This window comes from uncultured Bacteroides sp. (genome assembly GCF_910585845.1).
In the GTDB taxonomy this organism is placed as follows: domain Bacteria; phylum Bacteroidota; class Bacteroidia; order Bacteroidales; family Bacteroidaceae; genus Bacteroides.
The window spans coordinates 82,053-102,940 of record NZ_CAJUHF010000004.1 but is presented as its reverse complement, the minus strand read 5'-3'; the positions used below and the strand labels follow the sequence as shown (position 1 = coordinate 102,940).

At 44.0% G+C, this 20,888-nt stretch carries 29 protein-coding genes; 8 read left to right on the top strand and 21 right to left on the bottom strand.

The annotated features are described in order from the left end of the window. Nucleotides 1-3: 3 nt before the first annotated feature. The 7 genes from QZ323_RS02365 to QZ323_RS02335 all read right to left on the bottom strand — a co-directional run bounded on the left by QZ323_RS02365 (nt 4) and on the right by QZ323_RS02335 (nt 4,912). Entirely contained in the window at nt 4-489 is a 486-nt protein-coding gene (locus tag QZ323_RS02365) for a hypothetical protein (protein WP_032596998.1), read from the bottom strand. Next, the gene (locus tag QZ323_RS02360) at nt 482-1,081 is read right to left on the bottom strand and encodes a hypothetical protein (protein WP_155269185.1); all 600 of its coding nucleotides are present in this window, start codon (nt 1,079-1,081) and stop codon (nt 482-484) included. Before QZ323_RS02360 ends, QZ323_RS02365 begins: the two co-directional genes overlap by 8 nt. Nucleotides 1,082-1,359: 278 nt before the next feature. Beyond that, the gene (locus tag QZ323_RS02355) at nt 1,360-1,770 is read right to left on the bottom strand and encodes a hypothetical protein (RefSeq protein ID WP_032597000.1); all 411 of its coding nucleotides are present in this window, start codon (nt 1,768-1,770) and stop codon (nt 1,360-1,362) included. Nucleotides 1,771-1,791: 21 nt separating this feature from the next. Continuing rightward, nucleotides 1,792-2,181: a hypothetical protein gene (locus QZ323_RS02350; protein WP_032597001.1), complete on the bottom strand. Its 390-nt coding sequence runs from the start codon at nt 2,179-2,181 to the stop codon at nt 1,792-1,794. A 9-nt stretch (nt 2,182-2,190) separates the two neighbouring features. Next, entirely contained in the window at nt 2,191-2,655 is a 465-nt protein-coding gene (locus QZ323_RS02345) for an N-acetylmuramoyl-L-alanine amidase (RefSeq protein ID WP_032597002.1), read from the bottom strand. After that, nucleotides 2,655-3,860, bottom strand: a complete 1,206-nt coding sequence (locus QZ323_RS02340) for a BACON domain-containing protein (protein WP_281513075.1) — start codon at nt 3,858-3,860, stop codon at nt 2,655-2,657. Before QZ323_RS02340 ends, QZ323_RS02345 begins: the two co-directional genes overlap by 1 nt. Nucleotides 3,861-3,871: 11 nt before the next feature. Beyond that, nucleotides 3,872-4,912, bottom strand: a complete 1,041-nt coding sequence (locus tag QZ323_RS02335) for a head maturation protease, ClpP-related (RefSeq protein ID WP_032597030.1) — start codon at nt 4,910-4,912, stop codon at nt 3,872-3,874. Nucleotides 4,913-5,105: 193 nt separating this feature from the next. On the opposite strand from QZ323_RS02335, the gene QZ323_RS02330 reads away from it, so the two are divergent. From QZ323_RS02330 to QZ323_RS02310, 5 genes are read left to right on the top strand one after another with little or no spacing between them, the layout of a single operon-like run. After that, on the top strand, nt 5,106-5,552 hold the full coding sequence (locus QZ323_RS02330) for a helix-turn-helix domain-containing protein (RefSeq protein ID WP_032597004.1): 447 nt from the start codon (nt 5,106-5,108) through the stop codon (nt 5,550-5,552). A gap of 1 nt (nt 5,553) precedes the next feature. Beyond that, nucleotides 5,554-7,122, top strand: a complete 1,569-nt coding sequence (locus tag QZ323_RS02325; RefSeq protein ID WP_032597005.1) for a hypothetical protein — start codon at nt 5,554-5,556, stop codon at nt 7,120-7,122. Continuing rightward, the gene (locus QZ323_RS02320; protein ID WP_032597006.1) at nt 7,119-7,544 is read left to right on the top strand and encodes a phage protein Gp36 family protein; all 426 of its coding nucleotides are present in this window, start codon (nt 7,119-7,121) and stop codon (nt 7,542-7,544) included. The genes QZ323_RS02325 and QZ323_RS02320 overlap by 4 nt, the downstream gene beginning before the upstream one ends. A gap of 2 nt (nt 7,545-7,546) precedes the next feature. Next, the gene (locus tag QZ323_RS02315; protein ID WP_032597007.1) at nt 7,547-8,902 is read left to right on the top strand and encodes a DUF935 family protein; all 1,356 of its coding nucleotides are present in this window, start codon (nt 7,547-7,549) and stop codon (nt 8,900-8,902) included. Further along, nucleotides 8,896-10,497 (top strand): phage minor head protein, encoded by a 1,602-nt coding sequence (locus QZ323_RS02310; protein WP_050443417.1) that lies wholly within the window; start codon nt 8,896-8,898, stop codon nt 10,495-10,497. The genes QZ323_RS02315 and QZ323_RS02310 overlap by 7 nt, the downstream gene beginning before the upstream one ends. On the opposite strand, the gene QZ323_RS02305 is transcribed toward QZ323_RS02310, so the two are convergent. Continuing rightward, nucleotides 10,487-10,732, bottom strand: coding sequence for a hypothetical protein (locus tag QZ323_RS02305; RefSeq protein WP_032597008.1), 246 nt, complete (start codon nt 10,730-10,732; stop codon nt 10,487-10,489). The genes QZ323_RS02310 and QZ323_RS02305 overlap by 11 nt on opposite strands. A gap of 46 nt (nt 10,733-10,778) precedes the next feature. Here QZ323_RS02305 and QZ323_RS02300 point away from each other — a divergent pair, with 46 nt between their 5' ends. After that, the gene (locus tag QZ323_RS02300; protein WP_032597009.1) at nt 10,779-11,393 is read left to right on the top strand and encodes a phage virion morphogenesis protein; all 615 of its coding nucleotides are present in this window, start codon (nt 10,779-10,781) and stop codon (nt 11,391-11,393) included. Nucleotide 11,394: 1 nt separating this feature from the next. After that, the gene (locus tag QZ323_RS02295; RefSeq protein WP_032597010.1) at nt 11,395-11,844 is read left to right on the top strand and encodes a hypothetical protein; all 450 of its coding nucleotides are present in this window, start codon (nt 11,395-11,397) and stop codon (nt 11,842-11,844) included. Here QZ323_RS02295 and QZ323_RS02290 read toward each other — a convergent pair. The 12 genes from QZ323_RS02290 to QZ323_RS02235 form a co-directional block, all read right to left on the bottom strand. Next, nucleotides 11,810-12,115 carry a hypothetical protein gene (locus QZ323_RS02290; protein WP_032597011.1) on the bottom strand — a complete coding sequence of 102 codons (306 nt, stop codon included), beginning with the start codon at nt 12,113-12,115 and terminating at the stop codon, nt 11,810-11,812. The two genes, QZ323_RS02295 and QZ323_RS02290, sit on opposite strands and share 35 nt — an antisense overlap. A gap of 118 nt (nt 12,116-12,233) precedes the next feature. After that, nucleotides 12,234-12,887 carry a DUF3164 family protein gene (locus tag QZ323_RS02285; RefSeq protein ID WP_032597012.1) on the bottom strand — a complete coding sequence of 218 codons (654 nt, stop codon included), beginning with the start codon at nt 12,885-12,887 and terminating at the stop codon, nt 12,234-12,236. A gap of 18 nt (nt 12,888-12,905) precedes the next feature. Then, nucleotides 12,906-13,334 carry a hypothetical protein gene (locus QZ323_RS02280; RefSeq protein WP_032597013.1) on the bottom strand — a complete coding sequence of 143 codons (429 nt, stop codon included), beginning with the start codon at nt 13,332-13,334 and terminating at the stop codon, nt 12,906-12,908. Beyond that, complete coding sequence (locus QZ323_RS02275) at nt 13,331-13,567, bottom strand: hypothetical protein (protein WP_032597014.1); 237 nt, start codon at nt 13,565-13,567, stop codon at nt 13,331-13,333. Before QZ323_RS02275 ends, QZ323_RS02280 begins: the two co-directional genes overlap by 4 nt. A 19-nt stretch (nt 13,568-13,586) precedes the next feature. Beyond that, nucleotides 13,587-13,880, bottom strand: a complete 294-nt coding sequence (locus QZ323_RS02270; RefSeq protein ID WP_032597015.1) for a hypothetical protein — start codon at nt 13,878-13,880, stop codon at nt 13,587-13,589. Nucleotides 13,881-14,291: 411 nt separating this feature from the next. Next, nucleotides 14,292-14,651, bottom strand: a complete 360-nt coding sequence (locus QZ323_RS02265; protein WP_032597016.1) for a hypothetical protein — start codon at nt 14,649-14,651, stop codon at nt 14,292-14,294. 3 nt (nt 14,652-14,654) lie between these two features. After that, entirely contained in the window at nt 14,655-14,894 is a 240-nt protein-coding gene (locus tag QZ323_RS02260; protein WP_032597032.1) for a hypothetical protein, read from the bottom strand. A 19-nt stretch (nt 14,895-14,913) separates the two neighbouring features. Further along, the gene (locus QZ323_RS02255; RefSeq protein ID WP_230590682.1) at nt 14,914-15,501 is read right to left on the bottom strand and encodes a hypothetical protein; all 588 of its coding nucleotides are present in this window, start codon (nt 15,499-15,501) and stop codon (nt 14,914-14,916) included. 39 nt (nt 15,502-15,540) lie between these two features. Continuing rightward, on the bottom strand, nt 15,541-16,413 hold the full coding sequence (locus QZ323_RS02250) for an ATP-binding protein (protein ID WP_032597018.1): 873 nt from the start codon (nt 16,411-16,413) through the stop codon (nt 15,541-15,543). 21 nt (nt 16,414-16,434) lie between these two features. Then, the gene (locus tag QZ323_RS02245) at nt 16,435-18,540 is read right to left on the bottom strand and encodes a hypothetical protein (protein WP_032597019.1); all 2,106 of its coding nucleotides are present in this window, start codon (nt 18,538-18,540) and stop codon (nt 16,435-16,437) included. Between the two features lie 11 nt (nt 18,541-18,551). Continuing rightward, nucleotides 18,552-18,929, bottom strand: coding sequence for a hypothetical protein (locus QZ323_RS02240; RefSeq protein ID WP_032597033.1), 378 nt, complete (start codon nt 18,927-18,929; stop codon nt 18,552-18,554). Nucleotides 18,930-18,942: 13 nt separating this feature from the next. Then, nucleotides 18,943-19,134 (bottom strand): hypothetical protein, encoded by a 192-nt coding sequence (locus QZ323_RS02235; RefSeq protein WP_032597020.1) that lies wholly within the window; start codon nt 19,132-19,134, stop codon nt 18,943-18,945. A gap of 102 nt (nt 19,135-19,236) precedes the next feature. Here QZ323_RS02235 and QZ323_RS02230 point away from each other — a divergent pair, with 102 nt between their 5' ends. Further along, nucleotides 19,237-19,962, top strand: coding sequence for a LexA family transcriptional regulator (locus QZ323_RS02230; protein ID WP_050443418.1), 726 nt, complete (start codon nt 19,237-19,239; stop codon nt 19,960-19,962). 397 nt (nt 19,963-20,359) lie between these two features. Here the strand turns inward: QZ323_RS02230 and QZ323_RS02225 are convergent, their stop codons facing one another. Continuing rightward, entirely contained in the window at nt 20,360-20,572 is a 213-nt protein-coding gene (locus QZ323_RS02225) for a hypothetical protein (RefSeq protein WP_032597021.1), read from the bottom strand. Between the last annotated feature and the right edge of the window lie 316 nt (nt 20,573-20,888).

The window sequence follows — 20,888 nt, the reverse complement described above, 5'->3', positions numbered from 1 at the left end:
TCGTTAACTCCCCTTCTTTTGTTGGCTCTGATTCAGCGGGACTGTCGGATTCGTCTTCTCCGCTGATCTGATAATATTCTCGAAAGACTTGGTTCCCAAAAGGGAAACAAAACGGGTACAGGCGGCTTGCAGATAAACATCATCCACCCACCAAAGCAATATCCATGACACCAAAGGAGATAAAAGCAGACCGGAATATCTGCCCCGACAAATGGTAAGCGCAATCATCCGGCAGACATCATGGCCATGTTCAACCATGAAGCTCATCTGTTCCTCTTTAGTAAAGTCACGCATCTTCTCATAGGTGACCCCTATTTTCAAGTAAAGCCGGGCAATACGAAGCTGAGTTCCCAGTTTGGGTCGTTTCATCGTCATACGCAATTGCACCGGCTTTTTTCTGAAAGGAAGACGGAAACGCCAAAAAGGAATGGAAACGCCTACGTCCAGCAGGGCTTCCGCCACTTGGGGTTCCACATCCTGTTTATTCATCTTCTGTCGGGGTTGGTTCGTCAGTTCCCGCTACAGGCAAATCCTCACCGGCGGACACCGAAGCCGCCACAGAAGCAGCCTGCCCCTCCAGCTTCGCAAAATCATCTTCCGTCATGTTCTCAATTTTATAGGGAGCCGTCTTGGTATCTACCGCAAGCGGTGTTATGGTAGTCTTGATTTTGGCTACCCCGCTCAAAGTCAGCTTATCACCCAGATAAGCGGTTATGGTACCCTTTGGAATAGTTATCTTGTGCCCACTGAATGTGTAAATCACAACTTTATCCGATACCTGCGTCAACTTGTTTGGGGCTTCCCAACCGGTAGCCTTTTCTCCGGTCTTTATAACCTTACCACCCATCACCCTTACCAGATTTTCATAAATCAGATGAATCAGGTCAAAAGTAGGCTTGATGGTTCCGTTTGATTTCGGAATAAGAAGAACCGGCGCACCCGGTATTTGTGAAGCCTTGACTTCCGTTGCCTCACCGGCCTGACCACCCAAATCAAAAGAATCCTCTTCTATAAAACCGATGTCTGTATCGCCTACTTCCATCAAGGCAAGACCGTATAAAAAATCTTGTACATTATCCATTTTTCCTTTTATTATATATGATTATTGTTATGAATACTCCGGCTATAAAACCGGATAAGATATATTTGAACGCCGTTTGAATACTCACAGAATACTGTTCCGTATGCTTCTCATCCGTCATGGTCTGCCCCCGAATGCGCACAAGTTCACGCTCATAATACTCGCAAAGCATTTGCAGGCTGTCGCAACTCGCGTAAATGCGTATTGTATCCTTGTCATGCTCCACCTTTACATTCGCCTGTCCGCTTTTTTGTGTATAGGAAGCGGAAGGCGGAAGGTTAAGGAGGCTTGCCGTCGGGATTGTTAGGCTCACCCTCGACTCCGGAATCCCTATCGGCTTCAACACCCGGATTTCGGATAGTAGGCTGTCCCGAAGGTCTTCTGTCCGGCTTGCCGTAGTTATATGCCCGTGTGTTCTGCAGCTCTGCACGCATAGGGCAAACAGGCCAATAACGGCACACGGAAGCACGCGCCACAATCTGTTCAAGCCTGACAAATTTCTTGTAAAGATTTCCGTTTTCATTTCGCAATTCAATTAGAGTTTTTTGCTGGTCTTCATACATGGTCTTGTAGGTATCGTGTACCTCCTTGACTGTCCGGGTATTCCGCAATGTGCGGTTGGTGAGCCAGACGATAGCAGTACCCAAAACAGGAACAAGCCATTGAAGAACTGTCATTATGGTATCCATCGTGGCTCATCCTTTTATCACTTACCCTTTCGAACCGTCCTTATCCGCAAACAGTCCAAGAAGCCACTGAATCAGCCCGGTGTCCGCCACGCCATTTGCCACTAAAGAAGAACCTAAACCGTAAAGCAAAGCCATATACCATGTCATCCCGGAAACAAATCCTACATCCAGCCACCACAATAACACAGCCGCCACAATACCGACACACCAACTGACTATTTGCGTTGTCAGTCCTTCCATTTTCGGGAACAGGGTTTTGATACCTTCAATAAGCAATACTACACCGCCGACAAAACCGGCGAAAGTGGCGATCATACTGTTATAGTCTACTTCCGGTACTGTAACCGTTTGGGCAAAAGTGGCTGATGCAAATCCAAGCATCAGCACAAAAAAGAAAAGAAATCGTTTCATGTTGTTAATTTATTGAGTTATACCTATTTGTTTAAGCCATTTCTGTACATCGAAACTGGGGCAGGCCTTGGCCGCCAGTTCATTATGCCCGACAATTTTCACGTTGGGAAAACGCCGGTGGAAGTCCTTCACGTACTTCTCCAATGCTTTTACCTGACAAGCTGTACGGGTGTCTTTCGGAGTTTTGCCGTCACTGGCAACACCACCGGCATAGACTACATGGCGGCTCACGGAATTGTAACCGGCCACCCCGTTAGTCACTTCCCACGGGTCTACATTCGCATCCTCGTTATTGTCCACCAAGCGTTCTATTCCACCGTTCAGATGAAACAAGTCAGTATATCCGACCTGCTTCCAACCACGACCGCCCTTAGTGACCGGATTGGTATGCCAGGCGCGAATCTCCGCACCGCTTACCTCACGCCCTTCCGGAGTGGCCGTGCAATGAATTACGAGATATTTCAATGCTGCCATTATTCCTCCGGAATGCTCTGTATTACGGTAATATCCACCTTTTTGCTCTTGTCGGCATCAAGTGTCAGAGTAATAATACCAGTTTTCGCTTTCCCGGTAGTATTAGCCTCCGCAGTAATACTGATACCGTCATCGGTACCTTTGACAGTAAAACCTGCCGGAGACACGCTTATGCTATACTCACCGCTGGCCGTTACAGCCACTTCTTCCGTACCACCTTCCGGCGCAATAGTCACCGTACTATCATCCACCGAAATAGTTCTCTCCGCTGATTTAAACACCGGGGTCTTACGGGTGTCAAGTACCACAAACTCTTCACCGAAAGCAATATTAGTATCGGCTTTCATCAGAAGTTTAAAGAAGTACAGTTCGCTGGCATTGGCTATTTTATCAATCTGAATGACATCTTCGTCATCCTGCAAATTGACGGCGGCGAAGAAATTGCCGTTCGCATCCGGAGAACAAAGGCTGACTACAATCAAATCATCCGGCCATGCCGCCAGTGTCTCAATGGTGATTCCCTTGTAACGTTTGCTATTCACATCCGTTTCGCTGGCATTTTTCGCCTCACGTTCTGTCAGTTCATCATCATACTTATCGAAGTCGTCCACGCTCATTATGATACGCAGATTGGGGTTATTACGCATAGGTTTCGGAATCATTCTGCGCACGGCCTTCAATTTGCCAATCATGGTTGTCTCATCGGAAGAAACAACAATCACCTCGGAATCCTTCGCCGCCTGCGTCAGAATACCATTCATCAAATGGTCATCATCGTTACCGAACTCGCCATTGATATAATGATCGCCCAACTCGAATTTTACCTGTTTGGTCAGTTCTTCCAACAAGACATTCTGGGCTTCGGGGGGAAGTTCCGCAAACACAAGGTTTCCTTTAGGTTGCCACTTACGCCAGATGTGCTCAAAAGCACGGGGATTGAACACTGTAAAAGCCATGAAGTCCACAGGATCCAGAGACTTTTCCGAATAGTTGAAATTTCCTTTGGAATCTTCAATTTGAGGGTTTTCTTTACGCTTCTGGAGCATTTTACCACTTTTGATACGTGGCAGGCTCATTTTCTTTTCCACACCGGGAATGACATAAATCAGCCCTTTATCAACAAACTCATTGCCGGTAGAGGCGACGGTCAGAATCTTTTCAAGTACCTCGCCGTTGTAATTGGTATTTTTTACTACTATTGCCATATTGATACTGGTTATTTACGGTTGTAATTATCCCGGATTTCATTCATACGCTTGTCCCACGGACTTTCACTTCCACCGGGAGCAATATGCAAATCCGTTGTCACTCTCTTTTTTGGTTTCAGGTTCTTCAAAGCCTTCTCACCGTTTTCGCGGTCACTATCCAGCAGATTCTTGTAGATGGCGCGAGTTTCGGCATTGATACGGCCATCACCTTCCGCATCATCCAGCAGTTTCTTTTTGGCGGCTTCGTCATCTTCCTTTGCCTTGTCTTCAAAAACCTTGTTTTTCTTTCTAAGGTCTTCCACCTCCGTTGTCAGGGAAGGAACCTTACCGGCCTCCGCTTCCAACTGATCCATAATGCGGAAAACATCCGCATCCGTCGCGCAATCCTTGAAGCGCGGACGTTTCTTCACTTCTTCTAAATTCATTTGATTATGATTTTGTGGCTGTTGCTTCAGCCGGTTATTGAATGTCCTGTAGATTTGTTCCGGGGTACTGTCCTCCGGTACCGGTTCCGCATCATAGATACCGTCAATAAAACCCAATGCAAGTGCTTCATCAGCTTTCAACCAATGGTCGGTATCATCAAAGTAGCGCGCCCTGATTTCTTCCTCACTGATACCCAATTTAGGGGCATACATCTGACACAGGGTATTTTCCAAAGCCTCCACTTCTTCCAGACACCTGCGAAGCTCCGTTTTGTTTCCGTAGCAACCGCCGGAAACACTATGCAGCATGAGACGGGCATATTTGCTCATTTTGACCGGCTTGCCGCATAAGGCTATGACAGACGCCATACTGGCCGCTATCCCGTCCACATAAATAGTTATGTCAGCCTTGCTGTTCCGGAAGGCGTTAAAGATGGCGATGCCTGCATATACATCGCCACCGTTGCTGTTAATCCTGACATCAATCTTCTTATATGCAGCTTCCGCCTCTATCAGTTCCCTTGCAATATCACCGCTACGTACATCCTCATACTCTCCGATGTCTCCATAAAGCAGGATGCAACACGCATCATTGCCGGGTATCATATTGAAAAATCTATTCATCATTTATTCGTTTTGATAGGCTCTCCGCCCGTTTTACGGTGCAAAAATGAAGCTATTTAAAGGGGTACGCAAATCCGGTTTTTATCATACCGGACTTATAATGTTACCATAACGTTATAAAGTTGTATCATGCGGCGGCCACTTTCCTAACTTCCTTTTTTAGAGCAATTTTGCAAATAAAAAAGGTATCAATATGGCAGATTTAAGCAACCTTCAAAAGAAAGAATGGGCAAAACTGCTCTTCACCAAAGAGAATCTTACACAGCAGGAGATTGCCGAACGTGTAGGGGTGTCGCGCGTCACCATTAACAAATGGATAAACTCTGAAAACTGGGAACATCTGAAAGTGTCCATTACCATCACAAGGGAAGAACAATTAAAAAATATGTACCGTCACCTGGCAGACCTGAACGCCGTCATCGCAGACCGCCCGCCAAGCGAAAGGTTCCCTAATCCGGCAGAAGCCGACACTATTTCCAAACTGGCAAATGCCATCAAGAAAATGGAAACAGACGTCGGGGTAGCAGACATAACATCCGTATTCGGGGATTTCATGAAATGGCTGCGTTCGTTTGACATTCAGCAGGCAAAGGCCATCTGTCCGGTATTGGACGCTTTTGTAAAATCAAAACTCACTTGAAATGGCAAAGAAGAAGCTCACACCAAAAGACAGACTTGCACTGGAGCAGTGGAACGAACTGGTGGCATCCATCAAGGAAAGTTCAGACATCAACACCTCGGATTCGGTAGCCGATATTGAAACCCGTAAAAAAAGGCTGGAAGCAGATGACGATGCGTGGTTCAAATACTACTTTGCCCAATACTACACTTGCGAACCGGCAGTCTTCCATAAGAAGGCCACCAAACGAATTATGCAGAATAACCGGTGGTATGAAGTACGGGCATGGTCAAGAGAGCTGGCTAAGTCCGCCCGTTCCATGATGGAAATAATCAAACTGGCTTTAACCCGGAAAATCCGGAACGTACTGCTCATTTCCAACTCTGCGGATAATGCGGAACGCCTGTTGTTGCCTTTCATGGCCAATTTTGAAGAGAACCAGCGCATCATTCAGGATTATGGCGCACAGAAAAAGCCGGGTTCTTGGGAAACGGGGGAGTTTACATGCCAATGTGGTTGTTCCTTCCGGGCTATCGGTGCCGGACAATCACCACGCGGTACCCGTAACAAGAACTTCCGACCGGACTTTATCCTGATTGATGATATAGACACCGATGAAGAATGCCGCAACTTGGAACGCATTAAAGCCAAATGGAAATGGCTGGAAGAAGCATTGATACCTACCATGTCCGTATCAGGCAATTACCGGATTCTCTTTAACGGGAATATCATTGCAGCGGACTGCTGTATCACACGCGCCATCGCCAAAGCTGAGGAACTGAAGGTAAAAGGTATCGGACATGTGGATATTATCAATATCCGGGATAAGAACGGTCATTCGACATGGCTGGAGAAGAATTCGGAAGAAGACATAGACCTGTTTCTCTCATTGGTCAGTGCATCGGCTGCACAAAAGGAGTTCTTCAACAATCCGGTTGCGGAAGGTGAGGTATTCAAGGAAATTGCCTACGGGAAAGTACCGGCATTATCCAAATTCAAGTTTCTTGTTATATACGGCGACCCGGCACCGGGAGAGAACAAGACAAAGAAAAGTTCGACAAAGACCGTATGTCTGCTGGGTAAAATAAACAGCAGACTGTATGTTATCAAGGCGTTTCTTGACAGAGGGTTGAATGCTGAATTTATAGATTGGTACGTAAAATTGCTGGAGTTTGTCGGGGGGCGCACTTCCGTGTATTGCTACATGGAAAACAACAAATTGCAAGACCCGTTTTTCCAGCAGGTATTCCAGCCGTTGGTAAGAAAAGTCAGAAGGGAAAGGAATATTTCACTTTACATACGTGGGGATGAAGACAAGAAGACCGACAAGGCGACACGTATTGAGGCGAACCTTGAACCCATGAACCGGGAAGGAAACCTGATACTCAACGAAGCGGAAAAGGACAACCCGCACATGAAACGCATGGAAGACCAGTTTAAACTGTTCAACCTTCAACTCACATTCCCTGCCGACGGTCCTGACTGCGTGGAAGGGGGAAACCGGATATTAGACAGAAAACTGCGTGATACGGAACCGCCGAAGAAGATTTCCCGGAAAGCGTTGCGCATAAACAATAAATACAGACAATGAGCCAATTTATAGAACTAAATGATTATGATGCGAGTATCCATAAAGAAATACTGGACGCATTGGTAAGGGAAGATGATACCCTCGTGGAAATTTGCGAAGACCGGGCTTTAGCGGAAATGCGATGCTACCTGTCAAAACGCTATGACTGCAACAAGATTTTCAACGCTACCGGCGAAAACCGGAACCAGCTTGTCCTGATGATAGCCATAGATATAGCCGTGTACCACATCTTTTGCATACACAATCCGCGCAATCTTTCCGGCATACGGAAAGACAGGTACGACCGGGCTAAAGAATGGCTCGCCGATGTAGCAGCGGAAGAAATAAGTATTGAAGGAGCACCGCTTCTACCGGAGGAAGAACGGAAAACAAAAGCAAATTTCCGAATAAAAAGTAACCGCAAACGTGTAAATCATTTCTAAATATGAGTAGAAAAAAGAAAAACAGGATAACGGTCGGCGGCAACATACCCAGACCGGGACAAAAAGGGGCACGGACGATTGTACTCACACAGCCCAAACGGTTTGGGATTGATATAGCGGACTTCACGGCATCCATACATGCAGCCGAGAATGTGGACTACTCGCGCCGGTATAAGTTATACGACTTGTACAGTGACATACTTATGGACACGCATCTTTACAGCGTGATTGACAAACGGATAAAGGCTGTTTTGGCCACAAACATAGAGTTCCGCAGGAATGGTAAGCCGGATGAGGAAATAAACGAACAGATTCGCTCGCCGTGGTTCCGCCGGTGTGTCGAAGATATTCTATCCGCACAATGGTGGGGATTCTCCCTTATGCAGTTCTATAAGAACAAACAGTGGATAGATTACGACCTGATTCCACGCAAACATGCAGACCCGGTACGAAAAATCATCCTGCGCCATCAGACCGACATTACTGGAACCCCGTGGGATGAATACGCGGACTTGCTGTTCGTCGGGGATGCGGATAATCTGGGATTGTTGGCCAAGGCTGCACCGTGGGTTATTTACAAAAGAAATACCACTGCGGATTGGGCACAGTTCTCCGAAGTGTTCGGTATGCCCATACAGGAATATATCTACGAAACGGACGATGATGATGCACGGCAAAGAGCCATTGACGATGCGACAAACGCCGGAAGTCTGGCGGTGTTCATTCATGCCAAAGATACGGAACTGCAATTGAAAGAATCCGGCAACAAGACCGGAACGGCGGACTTATACGAAAGATTGTGTGAACGGTGCAACAATGAAATATCAAAACTATTCCTGGGCAATACACTGACTACGGAATCTTCCGACAAAGGCACACAGGCTCTTGGAACCGTACATAAGAAAGTGGAAGACAAGGTCACACAGGCAGACCAGCGGTATATATTGGATGTCCTTAATTACAATATGACGGACATATTCCTTTCGATGGGTATCAATACCGTTGGTGGCGAGTTCTGTTTCCCGGAACCTAAGGATATTGACAAGGCTGCTAAAATGAATATACTAAGCCAACTAAAGACATCATTTGACCTGCCGGTTTCAGATGATTACCTATATGAAGAATTCGGAATTGAAAAACCGAAAAATTACAAGGAGCTTAAAGCGGAAGCCGAGAAAAGAAGAACGGAAGCGCGGCAGGAACCTACCCCGGCAAAAGAAGAACTGGAAGACGAACCGAAAGACGATCCGAATAAACAGACGGAACCTTCACCCGGACAAAAAAGGAAATTTGCAAACTGGCTGAGCGGTTTTTTCGGCCACGCCCCGAAGGAGAACGACGGGGCTTTAGAATGGTGATGAACACTCTTTACCGAGATGCGGCCACGGATGTTTCTTCTGATTTCACTTTCGACGACGAAGTTTTAAAAGCATTTCTCAAACACATTTACAGCAAAGACTTCCATCCGATGGACGAAATAGAGGAAGGTATGTTCAACGCTGTATGGGAAAAACTGAACATCGCTACCGACAAAGGATTCGGAACACGGCAGGCTCACGATCCCGATTACGATTTCTATCAGGAACTGCGGTATAACAACGCCGTATTTTCCGCCTTCAAGGTACACCGGATGCAGAACGACATGGCGGCATTCCTGCTGGATTCTAACGGCAATCTAAAACCGTTTGAACAGTGGGCAAAAGAAGTGATGCCCATAGCAGACCACCAGGTGTACCAATGGTTGCGGACGGAATATGATACAGCCATTATCCGGGCACATCAGGCAGCCGACTGGAAACAGTTTGAAAGGGAAATTGATATTTTACCCAATTTGGAATGGATTGAATCAACCAGCGTGACACCCGGCGAAGACCACCGGAGGTTCTGGGGTATCGTGCGGCCTGTCAATGACACTTTTTGGGACAACCATAGGCCTGGTGATCGTTGGAACTGCAAATGCGGACTACGGAACACCGGAAAACGGGCTACACCCAAAAACAAGCTGCCGGATGGCAGCAAAAAAGACAACCCATCAGACGGGTTGGACGGGAATCCGGGCAAAACCGGCTCCATATTCGGAAAGACACACCCCTATATAAAGAATGCCTACGACGGAGCAAAAAAGGCTGTCAGAAAGCTAATGGGGAAAGTGGAAGAAGAGGAATTTTCAAAGAAAATGCCTGAGGCATTATTGCCGGAGCAGGATTATCTGAAAGGCAAGAAAATACGGTTCAAGAAGGACTTCTTCAACCTTATAGATGATACACCGGGAAAAGACATACGGTTCCAGATAGACATCAACGGTTCCGGGTCTTATTATATGCCGGACACAACAAAGGTAAGAGAAGGAAGGAAGATTGTGGATGTACCGGAACCCAAACGCCGCATGGTGCATATTGCCGAAAACAAACGCAACAAGGCAAGCGACTGGCATCGGGAGAGTGTCATATACCATGAGTTCGGCCATGCCATTGATGCACAAAGAAACATGTATGCCAGCAAGGAATTGAAGGATGTAATGGATAAGGGACGGATGGAACTGGGCAGACGTGGCAAATATAGTTATTGGGATATCAGGTACAACAGCGAGAAACAGGCATTCGCACCGGTCAAGGTAGAAAAAACAATGAGCCGCTTTGAATATGTGGACAAACGCCTGGGACAACTTTATGAAAAGGTGCGCCGCATGGACGCGGAAACATTCAAACGGCGTGGAATAAGCCAAGAGGATGTCATTGAACAAATATGTTCTACAATGGACACCATCATGTCTTTAAACAGCCGGTTCGGTTTCGGGCATAGCAAAGAATATTTCAAGATTACAGGAATGAGCGAAAAAGAATTTATAGCCCATTGTTTTGAAAACACGTTTGCCGGGAACAGGGTGTTTAAGAAATATCTACCGGAATTGTATGACGATATGGTCAAATATATAGAAGGGCTTACTCCATGACAACCTTAAAAGGACAATCCAAGGCACCGGCTTCCCAAAGAGGATTATCGTATTTCAAACGAATACGCCTTCCCTCACGCTCGCACTGTTCAAGCATGGGGAAAAGGGTGTCGCCAATCTCAACATGGGCAGCCTGCAATGTCTGGCCATAGTCCCGGTCTGCCGCATCTGACAGTGTGTAATACCGAAACAAGTCCTCACCCTTCATCCGGGAAGTGTCTATCATTTCGCTCATAAAATGGATTTTTCGCAAATATACAACATTAAAATGAAAAAAGATTATGGAGATACAAGAATTTACCAGAATACTGGCTGCCAAGCAAAGGGAACTGGACACACTTATGCGCCGGAAATTACCGGTACAAGTGGGAAACATGGCCAAAACGCACTATCAGGAGAACTTTAGACAGGGTGGTTTTGTAAATGACGGACTTCACAAGTGGCCGGATGCAAAAAGAAGGCTGTCCGGTAACAAATCCGCAGCAGCCAATTACAGAACCCTGCTAAGCAGCAGGAACCATTTATACAGCAGCATGAAGTATATTCCGGCTGATTACCGCGTAAAAGTGGCCAATGATGTACAATACGCGCCTTTGCATAACTGGGGTGGCGATACACATCCGCGTGTTACACCGCAAATGCGAAAATTTGCATGGGCTATGTATTACAAGGCCGCAGGGATAAGAAAGAAAGGCACTACGGGTAAAAGAAAAGGCAAAAAGAGAAAAAGGAATATTCCCCCCGAAGCTGAAAAATGGAAACGGCTGGCACTGACCCGGAAAAAGAAATTGAACATCCGAATCCCCCAACGCCAGTTTCTGGGTGAGAGCCGGGAACTGAACGAACAAATAAACAACAAAATCGAATCGGAAATCAGAAATATAATTTTTAAATGATATGGAAGAACTATTAATCGCACTGTTGGAGCGAATTTCCAACAAAATACCTGAAATCTCACTGATAGATGAGGATTGCGGACAACTGGAAGCACTGGAAGATGAAAACGAGGATATGTACCCGGTTACATTCCCTTGTGTACTGGTAGGAAACACGGACATCAACTGGACGGATATTGCTCCGGGAGTGCAAAAGGGAGAAGCGCAACTGACCGTCCGTCTTGCTATTGACTGCTACAATGACACGCATATAGGTTCCGGAACAACCGACAGGATAGCGGAAAGACAGCGTTTGAGCAACAAGGTTTATAAGACCATACAGGGATTCAGGGTAAACCGTTTTTTCGGAGCTTTAAAACGTGTCAAGAGCCGGGACTACAATCTGCCCGGAAATATAAAGGTCTATGAAAAGGTGTTTACCTTCTACTATCACGATGAATCTGCCCGATAGGATAGCCGGCATCGTCTGAAAACAAGGCCAGCTGCTTGTATGTCAGACGGGGGGCACGGACTTTGGGGACAGGCTGAATGTCCGGGTCTATTTTGCTCCGTTCACGAATAACGGCCATGATACGTTCTTCGGAAATAAAGAACTCCTGCTCCGAAAGTATCTTCAAAGCACGGTCAAAGCGTAAGCCTTGTGTTTCCGTCCAATAATAATAGCGGCGGCACAAGGCTTCATCACGTTTTTTGATTAGTTCTTTATCTCTTCCTTTGGGCATATTTGAAACTGGCTGATTTTAAGTGCAAAAATAATAAAAGGTTTCACACCGAACAATAATAAAAGCCTGCATATTTCAGATATACAGGCTTTTATGTTAATAACTTAAACGTACAACACTACAAACGGCAGAAGGAAGGTTCTATCCTGCGCCAGACACTGTTCTCGTCACGTTGGTAAAAATAGTAATTGACCGCTGTTTTATAGACAACATTGCTCTCACGGAACAAATCCATTATTTCAATATATTCTGCGTCAAAACGCGGCTCCAGTTCATACAGTTTGCTAATGGACTTATAATCCAGATCACCCTGTTTGTTGCGTTCAAGTAAGGTCATGGCCAACTGATACATGGGGTCATCCACTCCCTTCTCCGTATGAGACACATAGCGTTTCAGATAGTCAACCAAACGCTCCGCCGCCATGTCCGCACGTTCATCAAAACTCTTGACCTTGTTGCTTTTCACTTCCAGTTTCATATCACCATCCACAATGGTGTAGCTGGATTGTTCCTCACCTTTACGCAACTGGCCGTATTCGCGCATCGTTTCACGGAACGCCTTGCTGTCCTTCTCCAGCCGTTCACGGAACATCTTCACATCTGCCACCATCGGTTGGAGCATCCCCCATACATCTACCATGAACTGACTACGCAAGCCCTCATAGGCATCACGACGGTTCTGTCTTTCTTCTCTCTCCTGTTGCTGCATTTCCGCAATTAAGGCTTTTCTTTCTTCGGCAGAAAGGCTTTTCAAAAATTCATTCTTATTCATAATCTGAAATTTAATGGTTTATAAATTAGCATTCTGTTTTTCTTTCTTACGACGGATAGAACGGATTCTGACCTGTAGGGAATCCAGTTCCTCACAATCCAAATCACGGAACTCCTTACCCGCGATACGGCTGTCTTTGCAAAAAGCATTAACACAATTCCAGTCCGCTGTATTTATCCCTAACAGTTGCATCTGATGCAATGCTTCGGAACGTTTTTTCTTTCGTACCTTCAATAACTGTTCCTGAAAAGTAGGTGGCACAAGTTTCTGAATTCCGGCACAAGCCGCATTATACTCCTTCAAAGTCATTTCCCGCAAACTACAAGTACGGTTATCGGTATATTGGAGTACTATGCTTTCCTTTAAGGCTTCTTTATCCGAAGAAGGAAGGCGGTTCAGCAGACCGTAAAAGGCTGCATAATTTTCGGGGTGTCGTTCGTTATTCATAACTTCACAATTTTAACGGGATTATCTAAAACATGTACTTTGGCTTCCGGTATATCATTGATGATAGCCGCTGCAAATTCTGTATGTCTGGTTTCAACCACCACCCAGCCCTCGTTCTTGACAGAAGGGCTGATAATCATTTTCTGCCGGGGTTCGTAGCAAGTCCAATTCAAATGCACATTGCTCAATTTTTCTATCGGCAAACCTATTTGATATAACTTGTTTTCATTCATCACTATATTGTCTTGAAAATTATTCAGTAGCCTTTTTAATTGCATCACATAAAATGTCATAAGCAGGCTCTTCAACGCAAACAAATTTAAGTGCTTCTTTACATGCCCTAAACAATTCAGGTGCAGCGGCTATTAATTTAGCATTCTCCCGCTGTTTTCTCGTTCCATTCTTATGTCTCCCCTGTGGAAAAGGAACAAGAGCCAAAGGATATTCAATAGAGGTGTCTTCTTTTATAAAAATCACACCATCAGGGAAAAGCGGTGTTTGTTCCTCAACTGTTTTCCATTTTATCAAAACTTCTTTTCTACTCATAATTAATCAGCTTTTAGGGTTATTTTATCACATCTGTTAATCGGTGTTTTTACTTCTTTCCCATACCACGAACACCAATAATATGGCTGAAATAAATTGGGGGAATGCGTGCAATATTTACATCTTTCACACAGGTGGATTATATTCATTTCTATTTTGTTTTGAATTATTGTTTGATTTCTTGATAACCTCTTTCTACAAAGAACTTTCCCATTTTGTAAGAATTACAAAAAGAACTTGTATCGGTAAGCCATTTATTATTTTTGAGGCATTTGTTTCTCCAATAAGTCGGTGCTGGAACCTTTTGCCTTTTACAGTATTCACAACTGGCGCATACCATGTTTGCCTTTACACCATAAGGACTAATCATTTTTTTGCTCATGTCTATTCAATTATTAGTCAATTATTCTTTTAATATTGTAAGTCCGTCCAATGAATTATATACCCCTTAAAATACTCATTAAAGAACATCCAAAAATCTACCAAATTAACAAAACCGTCATTCCATGCCAGCCGCTGCATTTCATTCAGTGACAATAAACGGCCTTCAACATAAACCTTACCGTCATTGATTATAGCACCCGGAACAATTTCTACGTTTTGAGTACAGATACATGTATTTTCAAGTACACATTCCCGTTTATCTTTATGATAGGGATATACTATATGTTTCAATGTCAGACCGACTGAAACCTTTCTTTTCCGAATCGTATGCAGTTTCACACCATTCCGAAGTGGTTCTGCATATTCTTTCTTATAGTGCATATTCATTGCTTACCCTTCCTTCTTTGATGGTTTCCATTCAACGGTTACAACCGCATCCAACTGGCCGGAACCACCACACACCGGGCAGGTCACTTTCACACTATCCCGAAAATCATCCATTCCCCAGTACCAGCCGTTTCCATGACAATAACTACATGTATATCCCGGACTTACAAAAAGTTCTCGGTTTCGGCCTTTTTGCATGTGAGAAGGCGGAACTAACACCACCTGCTTATTTATTCCACTCATAAAATCAAGTTTTAAAGATTTATTTATTTGCATAATACTTGGCGGCACCTTCTTCCCAAATAGTATAATAGTTGCCGGGTGCCGTAATGAACCGCCCTTTGCAGATTGCTCTAAATCCCTGAACGAATATTTTCACATCTGCATCATAAGCCACTTTTTTTGCGGCACGGCCTTCCGGATTCATCCCCTCCGCATGGCTGACGAAAATCAGCAGTTTGTTAGGATGCTTCTCCTTTAAAGCCTTGTAAGTGGCGTATGTCAGACCGGTATATTGAAAACTATCTATTACTACCACTTCCGGGCTCCGGCGTTTTAACAGGCGTTCCGACAATTCTTCCATTGGTTCACGGTCAAGTATCAGAAACTTGCCGTTCACCTCTTCCATTTTATGCCGAATCAACGAGTTTTTTAAGGAAAGTCCCGTACTTTCTTCCAGGCTGTCTAAAGCGACTTTATTACAGTATTGGCACAGTTTCTTTATCAGCTTCATTACAAAAGAACTTTTCCCGTTACCTGATTGTCCCCAAATAATCCACACACCGGTTCTATCCGGGTGTCCGAATGCCTTTTCCCATTCACCGTCGAAAGGAAAAGAAGGTATGTTCATAGACTGAACTTGTGTTGGTGAATATGCACGTCCCATAGCTTACGATCTAAGTTTCTCTATTTCGGTATATAAACGGCGTAAACCACCACCGGAAAGGTTTACAAGACGCATGATGTCGGTTCCATCCGGTGCATTGACTTTGGCAACTATGGCCGCCTGTGCTTTTAAGAATTTCGCGCGTTCCTGCCCGTCATCCGGAGTAACCTTACTGTATGTATCACCATACCGGGACAACATTTCCGTATAACCCACTTTCTTACCTTCAATGGCACGGTTTATTTTTTCCTTTAATCCGTCAGCCCCCATCATGTACCATGCGCAGCAACGTTCCGTTGCATTCCACAAGGCTTTCAACTCTAAAAAGGCTTCATATTGAAGGTCGCCTGCTTCATCCAAAATAATAAGTGGGGTGTCTATGGTACGCAGATAAAACACAAGGTCTTCATATACCGTATAATAACGACCATTACTATCCACACCAAACTCTTTGGCGATATGACGTATCAATTTTAGCTTACTTTTAACCTGTGAACAATCCACATAGATAGCATTCTTATGGCTTTTCACATAGGCACGGGCTGTGTAAGTCTTACCCAAATTCGGAATATCGCAAAGTATTGCGCTCAAACCGCTTTTCTGACATCTTTCAAGCTGCTCCGTGATAAAGACAAATGTCGGGGTTTCAGCAGCCCTCCATGCCATTTCATCTTTCAGCTGTACACCCAAACGGCGAGCGATGCAAATCCATTTTGCATCACTGACCTGTTTGTCCGTCAGCCCCTTTTTAAGATTATTGTACACACTGGTGGATATACCCAGAGCAACCGCATGTTTATTATCCGAAGGATAGTTCACTCTGTCGGCCTTGATAGCTTCCAGTATTCTGTCTTTGATTTCGATTGTCAATTCCATTGTTATAGTATTAAAATGTTATTATAATGCAATTGTAGCCTTCCGTCTGTAGCTGCTTATATCCATAAACTCGGAAAAATCATCATCCGTTTTTTTATCCGGGATAATTGCCGCACGCGCTTCGGAACGTTCTATCGCGTCCTTTTCATCCGGTTTCAATATGCCGACTTTCTGTATCTTCTGCTCTTTTATCATGCTGTCAAAACGAGAGACGTATTTAGCTTGATTGGTATATGCTTCCCGGTCATCTTCCGTCTGTTCTGCCGCAGCTTCATTATAACGCTGTATCAGGCCGCAGGTCGCAATAAAAGTATCATTCTGATAAATATATACCTCGGTAATGTTTCCGTCCATATCGGGCAAATAATAGGCTTCCACCGTATAATTGCGGGGTTCCAGACGTTCAATCAGTTTCGGGTCGGGTAATCCGTATTCTTTATACATTACCGTACAATACATATTGCGCCGGATGGTCGTCTGTGTCTTTTCACCGATATAACGTGCCAACAAATACCTATCATAAGGAGCCAAGTTCGGATTTTGATTACCACAAAGTACATCCCAGCGTGTCATACCCGGATAAAGTTTCTGGTTAGGGTGTTTTTGGCTGTTATACGCTTTAATGGCGGCAATGTCATCCGCTACAAGTTCCTCATAACTGTATGTTTTTTCCTTGTAGGTGTTATTAAACTCATCATAGATTTTTTCTGTCTTAGGTCTGTTGGCTTCCAGAGAAGCATACCAGCGTCCAATACCTACCTGCATATTCTTTTCTATACCGTACTTTTTAGCACGGTTCCCGTGTTCCGCACGTTTTTCCTGCGAGTTACCCGGATTACACCAGCGGACAAAAGGGAAAACCACACCGGCTTTCATAAGCCCGTCCGCAAAGTTGTTTACGAGGTGGTGCTCCACTTCAACCTGTGCAGGCATATACCAGCCGTTTTGTTCTATCGTTTGAAACATGTTTCTGACACAATCAAGAAATAGATCAGCCGTTTTCAATCTGTTATAAGCATATCCGACAACACAGCCGGAAGCGACATCGTAAGCATAATAAGCCTTTACACGTTGACCGTTATTCATTTTACGGGGTAAATCCCGGTCATCCATAGATATTTTACTGAAAGCGAAGAACGGGCTATGGCGCAAATGATGCGGACGATACATGTTATTAAAATCCCACTGGCTGTCATGCAACTTTGCACGGAGAGCCTTGTTTTTAGGGTTGTTCAAATAGTTTGCTATCGTAGCCTCGCTCAACACAAGCGGATTTCCCTTCTTGTCCGTAAACTGCATGGGATTGTAGATTTCACCCGTTTCAGGGTCAAACACCTGCAACTCACCACAAACAAACTGATTATACATTTCGGCCACCGTCGTGTTGTACGGTCTTGTAGGTAAACTGTCAAGGCTCAATATAAGTCGTTCTATCGGGTAGTTGACTTTCCGCGTGTTCTGATTCTTAAACTTCTTACTGATAAGACACTCATAACCTTCCGACTTGAACTCGTTTACCCGTTTTTGAAAACGTGTCGGCGAAAGGGGAAGTGTATGCCCGAACTCCACCTGATAGAAGCTGATGGCACCGGCCATCTCACCCCAGTTTATACGATTGTTCTGCATTGCCTGCCGCATGGTTCTCGTGTCATTCATCACCGACAGAACGGCTTGAAGGACGGAAGCATTTATCGTATATTCATTGATGTGTTCCGGCGGTAATGTAGTTCCATCGGCAAACCGGAACTTCGTAAAGAACTCACGGGCTTTGGCATCTATTTCATAATGCACCCCAAACCAATCACGCAATATATTAGTATTCATATCACCGTATTTTGCTTTAATTCTGTCTTTAAACCGTTGTGGCAACGTCGCCACTTCAACAAGAGCATAACTACCCAAACCCTTTCCCGGACGTACTACGTTAATCTGACCGCGCCTCTTCAACTGCTTGTAATTTGATTCTGTCATGATCGGCGCAAGAATATCATCCGACAGCATGGAAGGATGATTGCCATTCAGAACCCGACTATTACTGTAATCCAGTTCTCCGTCTTTCAAGACAGGCCGGTCATCATAAGTCAAGTCCATAGCCGATATGCACAATATTTTTCCGTAGTATTCCATGTTTCAGGAGATTAAAGAGAGGAAGCAATAAACTGTACTTCCTTTTGCAATTTCATAAACTCCGTAACCGTCAAATGCGACACCTCACGCTCCAGTTTATCATCAATATATACCAAGATGAGCCCGTTCTTGGTATTAGCCACAATCTTCACACGGCTGCCGAACGTTTGTGTCATGGTATGTTCAGAAGTCTGGAATGTCGTATCACATTCCGGAATCGCAGCACCGGAAAGCTGCCCGCCACGCTCCAGTGCAGCCTTCCGTATTCTACGAGCCAAATCACTGTCGCTTTCAAAAGTCAGGGCTTTCCATACCATCACATTGGTACAGTCGAAGAGTTTTTGAAGATACTTCTTCTCTGCCCGGTCTGTTAAAATCTGCTTTTTCATATCACAATCCATTTTAAATTAATTCGATACAATCCTCCGGTACACATATCATAGTCCATACATTTCCGGATTTTATATAATCAACATCATACTGCGCTTCAAAAGTGCAACAGTTGTAGTCCCAATCCTTGATAACACCATCAACGGTTTCACCATTCAACTTTGTAACTCTAACCTCTTGACCTTTCTCAAATCTTGCTTTCATATTCTTTAGTCCTTAAAATTATTTAATCTCGCGGCCTTTTCGTATATTTGGCCGCCGTTAATATCTTTAACACGCTGCAAAGAAACAAAAGATTTCGCCATTATGCAAGAAAAAGAACAAAATATTTCGCCAGTAAAACAGAGAATTTTGCAATTCGTTGATGAACTTGGAATTAGCAAAAGAGAATTTTATGCAAAAACTAATATTTCAAGAGGAACATTAGAAAGTAAAACAGGTATTACAGAAGATACTTTAGCCAAATTCACGCAAACTTTTCCAGATATAAGTTTGGAATGGTTGTTACTTGGAAATGGCGAACAAAAAAAACAAAAGATTTCGCCACAAGGTGAAAAAATAGGAGAGGAGGGTAGCTACGAAAGCAATAATAAAGCAATACCGTATGCGGAAGCCACTCAAACCGGCCTTAAACGAATCCCACTTGTAAGCCCGATGGCAGCAGCCGGTTTTGGGAGTGCTGATTTTTCCATACTGAAAGAGGATGTGAAAGAATACTATGTTATTCCAAAGTTTAAATACTGTAAAGTTGATTTTATGATTGAAGTTACTGGTTTATCTATGCACCCTCATTTCAATCCGGGTGATGTTATAGCCTGCTCTATTCTCCATAACAGCCAATTTATTCAGTGGAATAAATGCCATGTCATTGCAACTCGCGAACAGGGCATACTCGTAAAGAGGCTTATGCCAGGAGATAACGAAGGATGCTTAAAAGCAGTATCCGATAACAAAGAATATCCACCTTTCAATATCCCATTAGAAGAGATAACCGGTATTGCACTTGTTGTCGGTTCCGTCGGACTTGAATAACCTCTAAATCATACACGCACACAGTTTGAGGGATACAAATATACGTATATACATATAAAAGGCTATAAATAGGGCGATTACAACTCATATAATAATGTATATTGTTTATTACAAGTGGCTTTTTACCCTATATATAACCTATAAACAAGCCAAAAACAAACATATTATTGCCGTTTAGGATAGCTGTACTCCACTCCTAAAACGGCAAAATGTAACCCTAAATGTAACCCTAAACTATTGAAAAGTGTAACCCTAAACTGTAACCCTAAGTGTAACCCTAAAGATAAAAAACGACTTGAAAAGGTATAAAATAGGGGAGACACATGGCCTCCCCTATTACATCTTTATGAAAAAGTTCCTATCATGCTATTTTAGTGCCCACATAGCCACTTCCCTTTCAAGCCTTACGTTTACCCCGAATGAGTGTAGATTGCTTGATTATAGCGGTTTTAGTAGTTATTGTGCCATTACCTGATAATCCGGCATGAAGTAAATAACTCTTCTTTACTCCGACTTCTTCTTCAGTCAGTACATTATATACGGCTGAAATACTTGCAAAATAATAATCGCGACGTTTTCCTACTAAATGAACATGAATAACTTTTGCCATAGCTTAATAATATTATACTGCAAATATACCAAATAATAACTATATGGAATATTTTATATATGAAATTCAAAAATAGAGAACAAAAAAAGTGGCCAACCATAGACCACTCCCCTACTCCACTGCCAACTATCAAAATTCTTTTATTAGAGCATCCAAATGTAAACCTCAGACAACTTTAAGCATCCATATTCCCTATCGAATATAAAGCCCATGTAAAGCCGTGTAAACGCTTCGTTTTTTTGTGCCCCTCTCCTACTCTATTCGTAACCTATTGAAGCAAAGGGGGTTCAATTCATTTTCGTTCCTACTCTATTTT

What these genes read in the sequence shown, in the direction of transcription:
- QZ323_RS02365 (WP_032596998.1), bottom strand. Translation starts at nt 489, where the DNA reads ATGAATAAACAGGATGTGGAACCCCAAGTGGCGGAAGCCCTGCTGGAC.
- QZ323_RS02360 (WP_155269185.1), bottom strand. Translation starts at nt 1,081, where the DNA reads ATGGATAATGTACAAGATTTTTTATACGGTCTTGCCTTGATGGAAGTA.
- QZ323_RS02355 (WP_032597000.1), bottom strand. Translation starts at nt 1,770, where the DNA reads ATGGATACCATAATGACAGTTCTTCAATGGCTTGTTCCTGTTTTGGGT.
- QZ323_RS02350 (WP_032597001.1), bottom strand. Translation starts at nt 2,181, where the DNA reads ATGAAACGATTTCTTTTCTTTTTTGTGCTGATGCTTGGATTTGCATCA.
- QZ323_RS02345 (WP_032597002.1), bottom strand. Translation starts at nt 2,655, where the DNA reads ATGGCAGCATTGAAATATCTCGTAATTCATTGCACGGCCACTCCGGAA.
- QZ323_RS02340 (WP_281513075.1), bottom strand. Translation starts at nt 3,860, where the DNA reads ATGGCAATAGTAGTAAAAAATACCAATTACAACGGCGAGGTACTTGAA.
- QZ323_RS02335 (WP_032597030.1), bottom strand. Translation starts at nt 4,912, where the DNA reads ATGAATAGATTTTTCAATATGATACCCGGCAATGATGCGTGTTGCATC.
- QZ323_RS02330 (WP_032597004.1), top strand. Translation starts at nt 5,106, where the DNA reads ATGGCAGATTTAAGCAACCTTCAAAAGAAAGAATGGGCAAAACTGCTC.
- QZ323_RS02325 (WP_032597005.1), top strand. Translation starts at nt 5,554, where the DNA reads ATGGCAAAGAAGAAGCTCACACCAAAAGACAGACTTGCACTGGAGCAG.
- QZ323_RS02320 (WP_032597006.1), top strand. Translation starts at nt 7,119, where the DNA reads ATGAGCCAATTTATAGAACTAAATGATTATGATGCGAGTATCCATAAA.
- QZ323_RS02315 (WP_032597007.1), top strand. Translation starts at nt 7,547, where the DNA reads ATGAGTAGAAAAAAGAAAAACAGGATAACGGTCGGCGGCAACATACCC.
- QZ323_RS02310 (WP_050443417.1), top strand. Translation starts at nt 8,896, where the DNA reads ATGGTGATGAACACTCTTTACCGAGATGCGGCCACGGATGTTTCTTCT.
- QZ323_RS02305 (WP_032597008.1), bottom strand. Translation starts at nt 10,732, where the DNA reads ATGAGCGAAATGATAGACACTTCCCGGATGAAGGGTGAGGACTTGTTT.
- QZ323_RS02300 (WP_032597009.1), top strand. Translation starts at nt 10,779, where the DNA reads ATGGAGATACAAGAATTTACCAGAATACTGGCTGCCAAGCAAAGGGAA.
- QZ323_RS02295 (WP_032597010.1), top strand. Translation starts at nt 11,395, where the DNA reads ATGGAAGAACTATTAATCGCACTGTTGGAGCGAATTTCCAACAAAATA.
- QZ323_RS02290 (WP_032597011.1), bottom strand. Translation starts at nt 12,115, where the DNA reads ATGCCCAAAGGAAGAGATAAAGAACTAATCAAAAAACGTGATGAAGCC.
- QZ323_RS02285 (WP_032597012.1), bottom strand. Translation starts at nt 12,887, where the DNA reads ATGAATAAGAATGAATTTTTGAAAAGCCTTTCTGCCGAAGAAAGAAAA.
- QZ323_RS02280 (WP_032597013.1), bottom strand. Translation starts at nt 13,334, where the DNA reads ATGAATAACGAACGACACCCCGAAAATTATGCAGCCTTTTACGGTCTG.
- QZ323_RS02275 (WP_032597014.1), bottom strand. Translation starts at nt 13,567, where the DNA reads ATGAATGAAAACAAGTTATATCAAATAGGTTTGCCGATAGAAAAATTG.
- QZ323_RS02270 (WP_032597015.1), bottom strand. Translation starts at nt 13,880, where the DNA reads ATGAGTAGAAAAGAAGTTTTGATAAAATGGAAAACAGTTGAGGAACAA.
- QZ323_RS02265 (WP_032597016.1), bottom strand. Translation starts at nt 14,651, where the DNA reads ATGAATATGCACTATAAGAAAGAATATGCAGAACCACTTCGGAATGGT.
- QZ323_RS02260 (WP_032597032.1), bottom strand. Translation starts at nt 14,894, where the DNA reads ATGAGTGGAATAAATAAGCAGGTGGTGTTAGTTCCGCCTTCTCACATG.
- QZ323_RS02255 (WP_230590682.1), bottom strand. Translation starts at nt 15,501, where the DNA reads ATGAACATACCTTCTTTTCCTTTCGACGGTGAATGGGAAAAGGCATTC.
- QZ323_RS02250 (WP_032597018.1), bottom strand. Translation starts at nt 16,413, where the DNA reads ATGGAATTGACAATCGAAATCAAAGACAGAATACTGGAAGCTATCAAG.
- QZ323_RS02245 (WP_032597019.1), bottom strand. Translation starts at nt 18,540, where the DNA reads ATGGAATACTACGGAAAAATATTGTGCATATCGGCTATGGACTTGACT.
- QZ323_RS02240 (WP_032597033.1), bottom strand. Translation starts at nt 18,929, where the DNA reads ATGAAAAAGCAGATTTTAACAGACCGGGCAGAGAAGAAGTATCTTCAA.
- QZ323_RS02235 (WP_032597020.1), bottom strand. Translation starts at nt 19,134, where the DNA reads ATGAAAGCAAGATTTGAGAAAGGTCAAGAGGTTAGAGTTACAAAGTTG.
- QZ323_RS02230 (WP_050443418.1), top strand. Translation starts at nt 19,237, where the DNA reads ATGCAAGAAAAAGAACAAAATATTTCGCCAGTAAAACAGAGAATTTTG.
- QZ323_RS02225 (WP_032597021.1), bottom strand. Translation starts at nt 20,572, where the DNA reads ATGGCAAAAGTTATTCATGTTCATTTAGTAGGAAAACGTCGCGATTAT.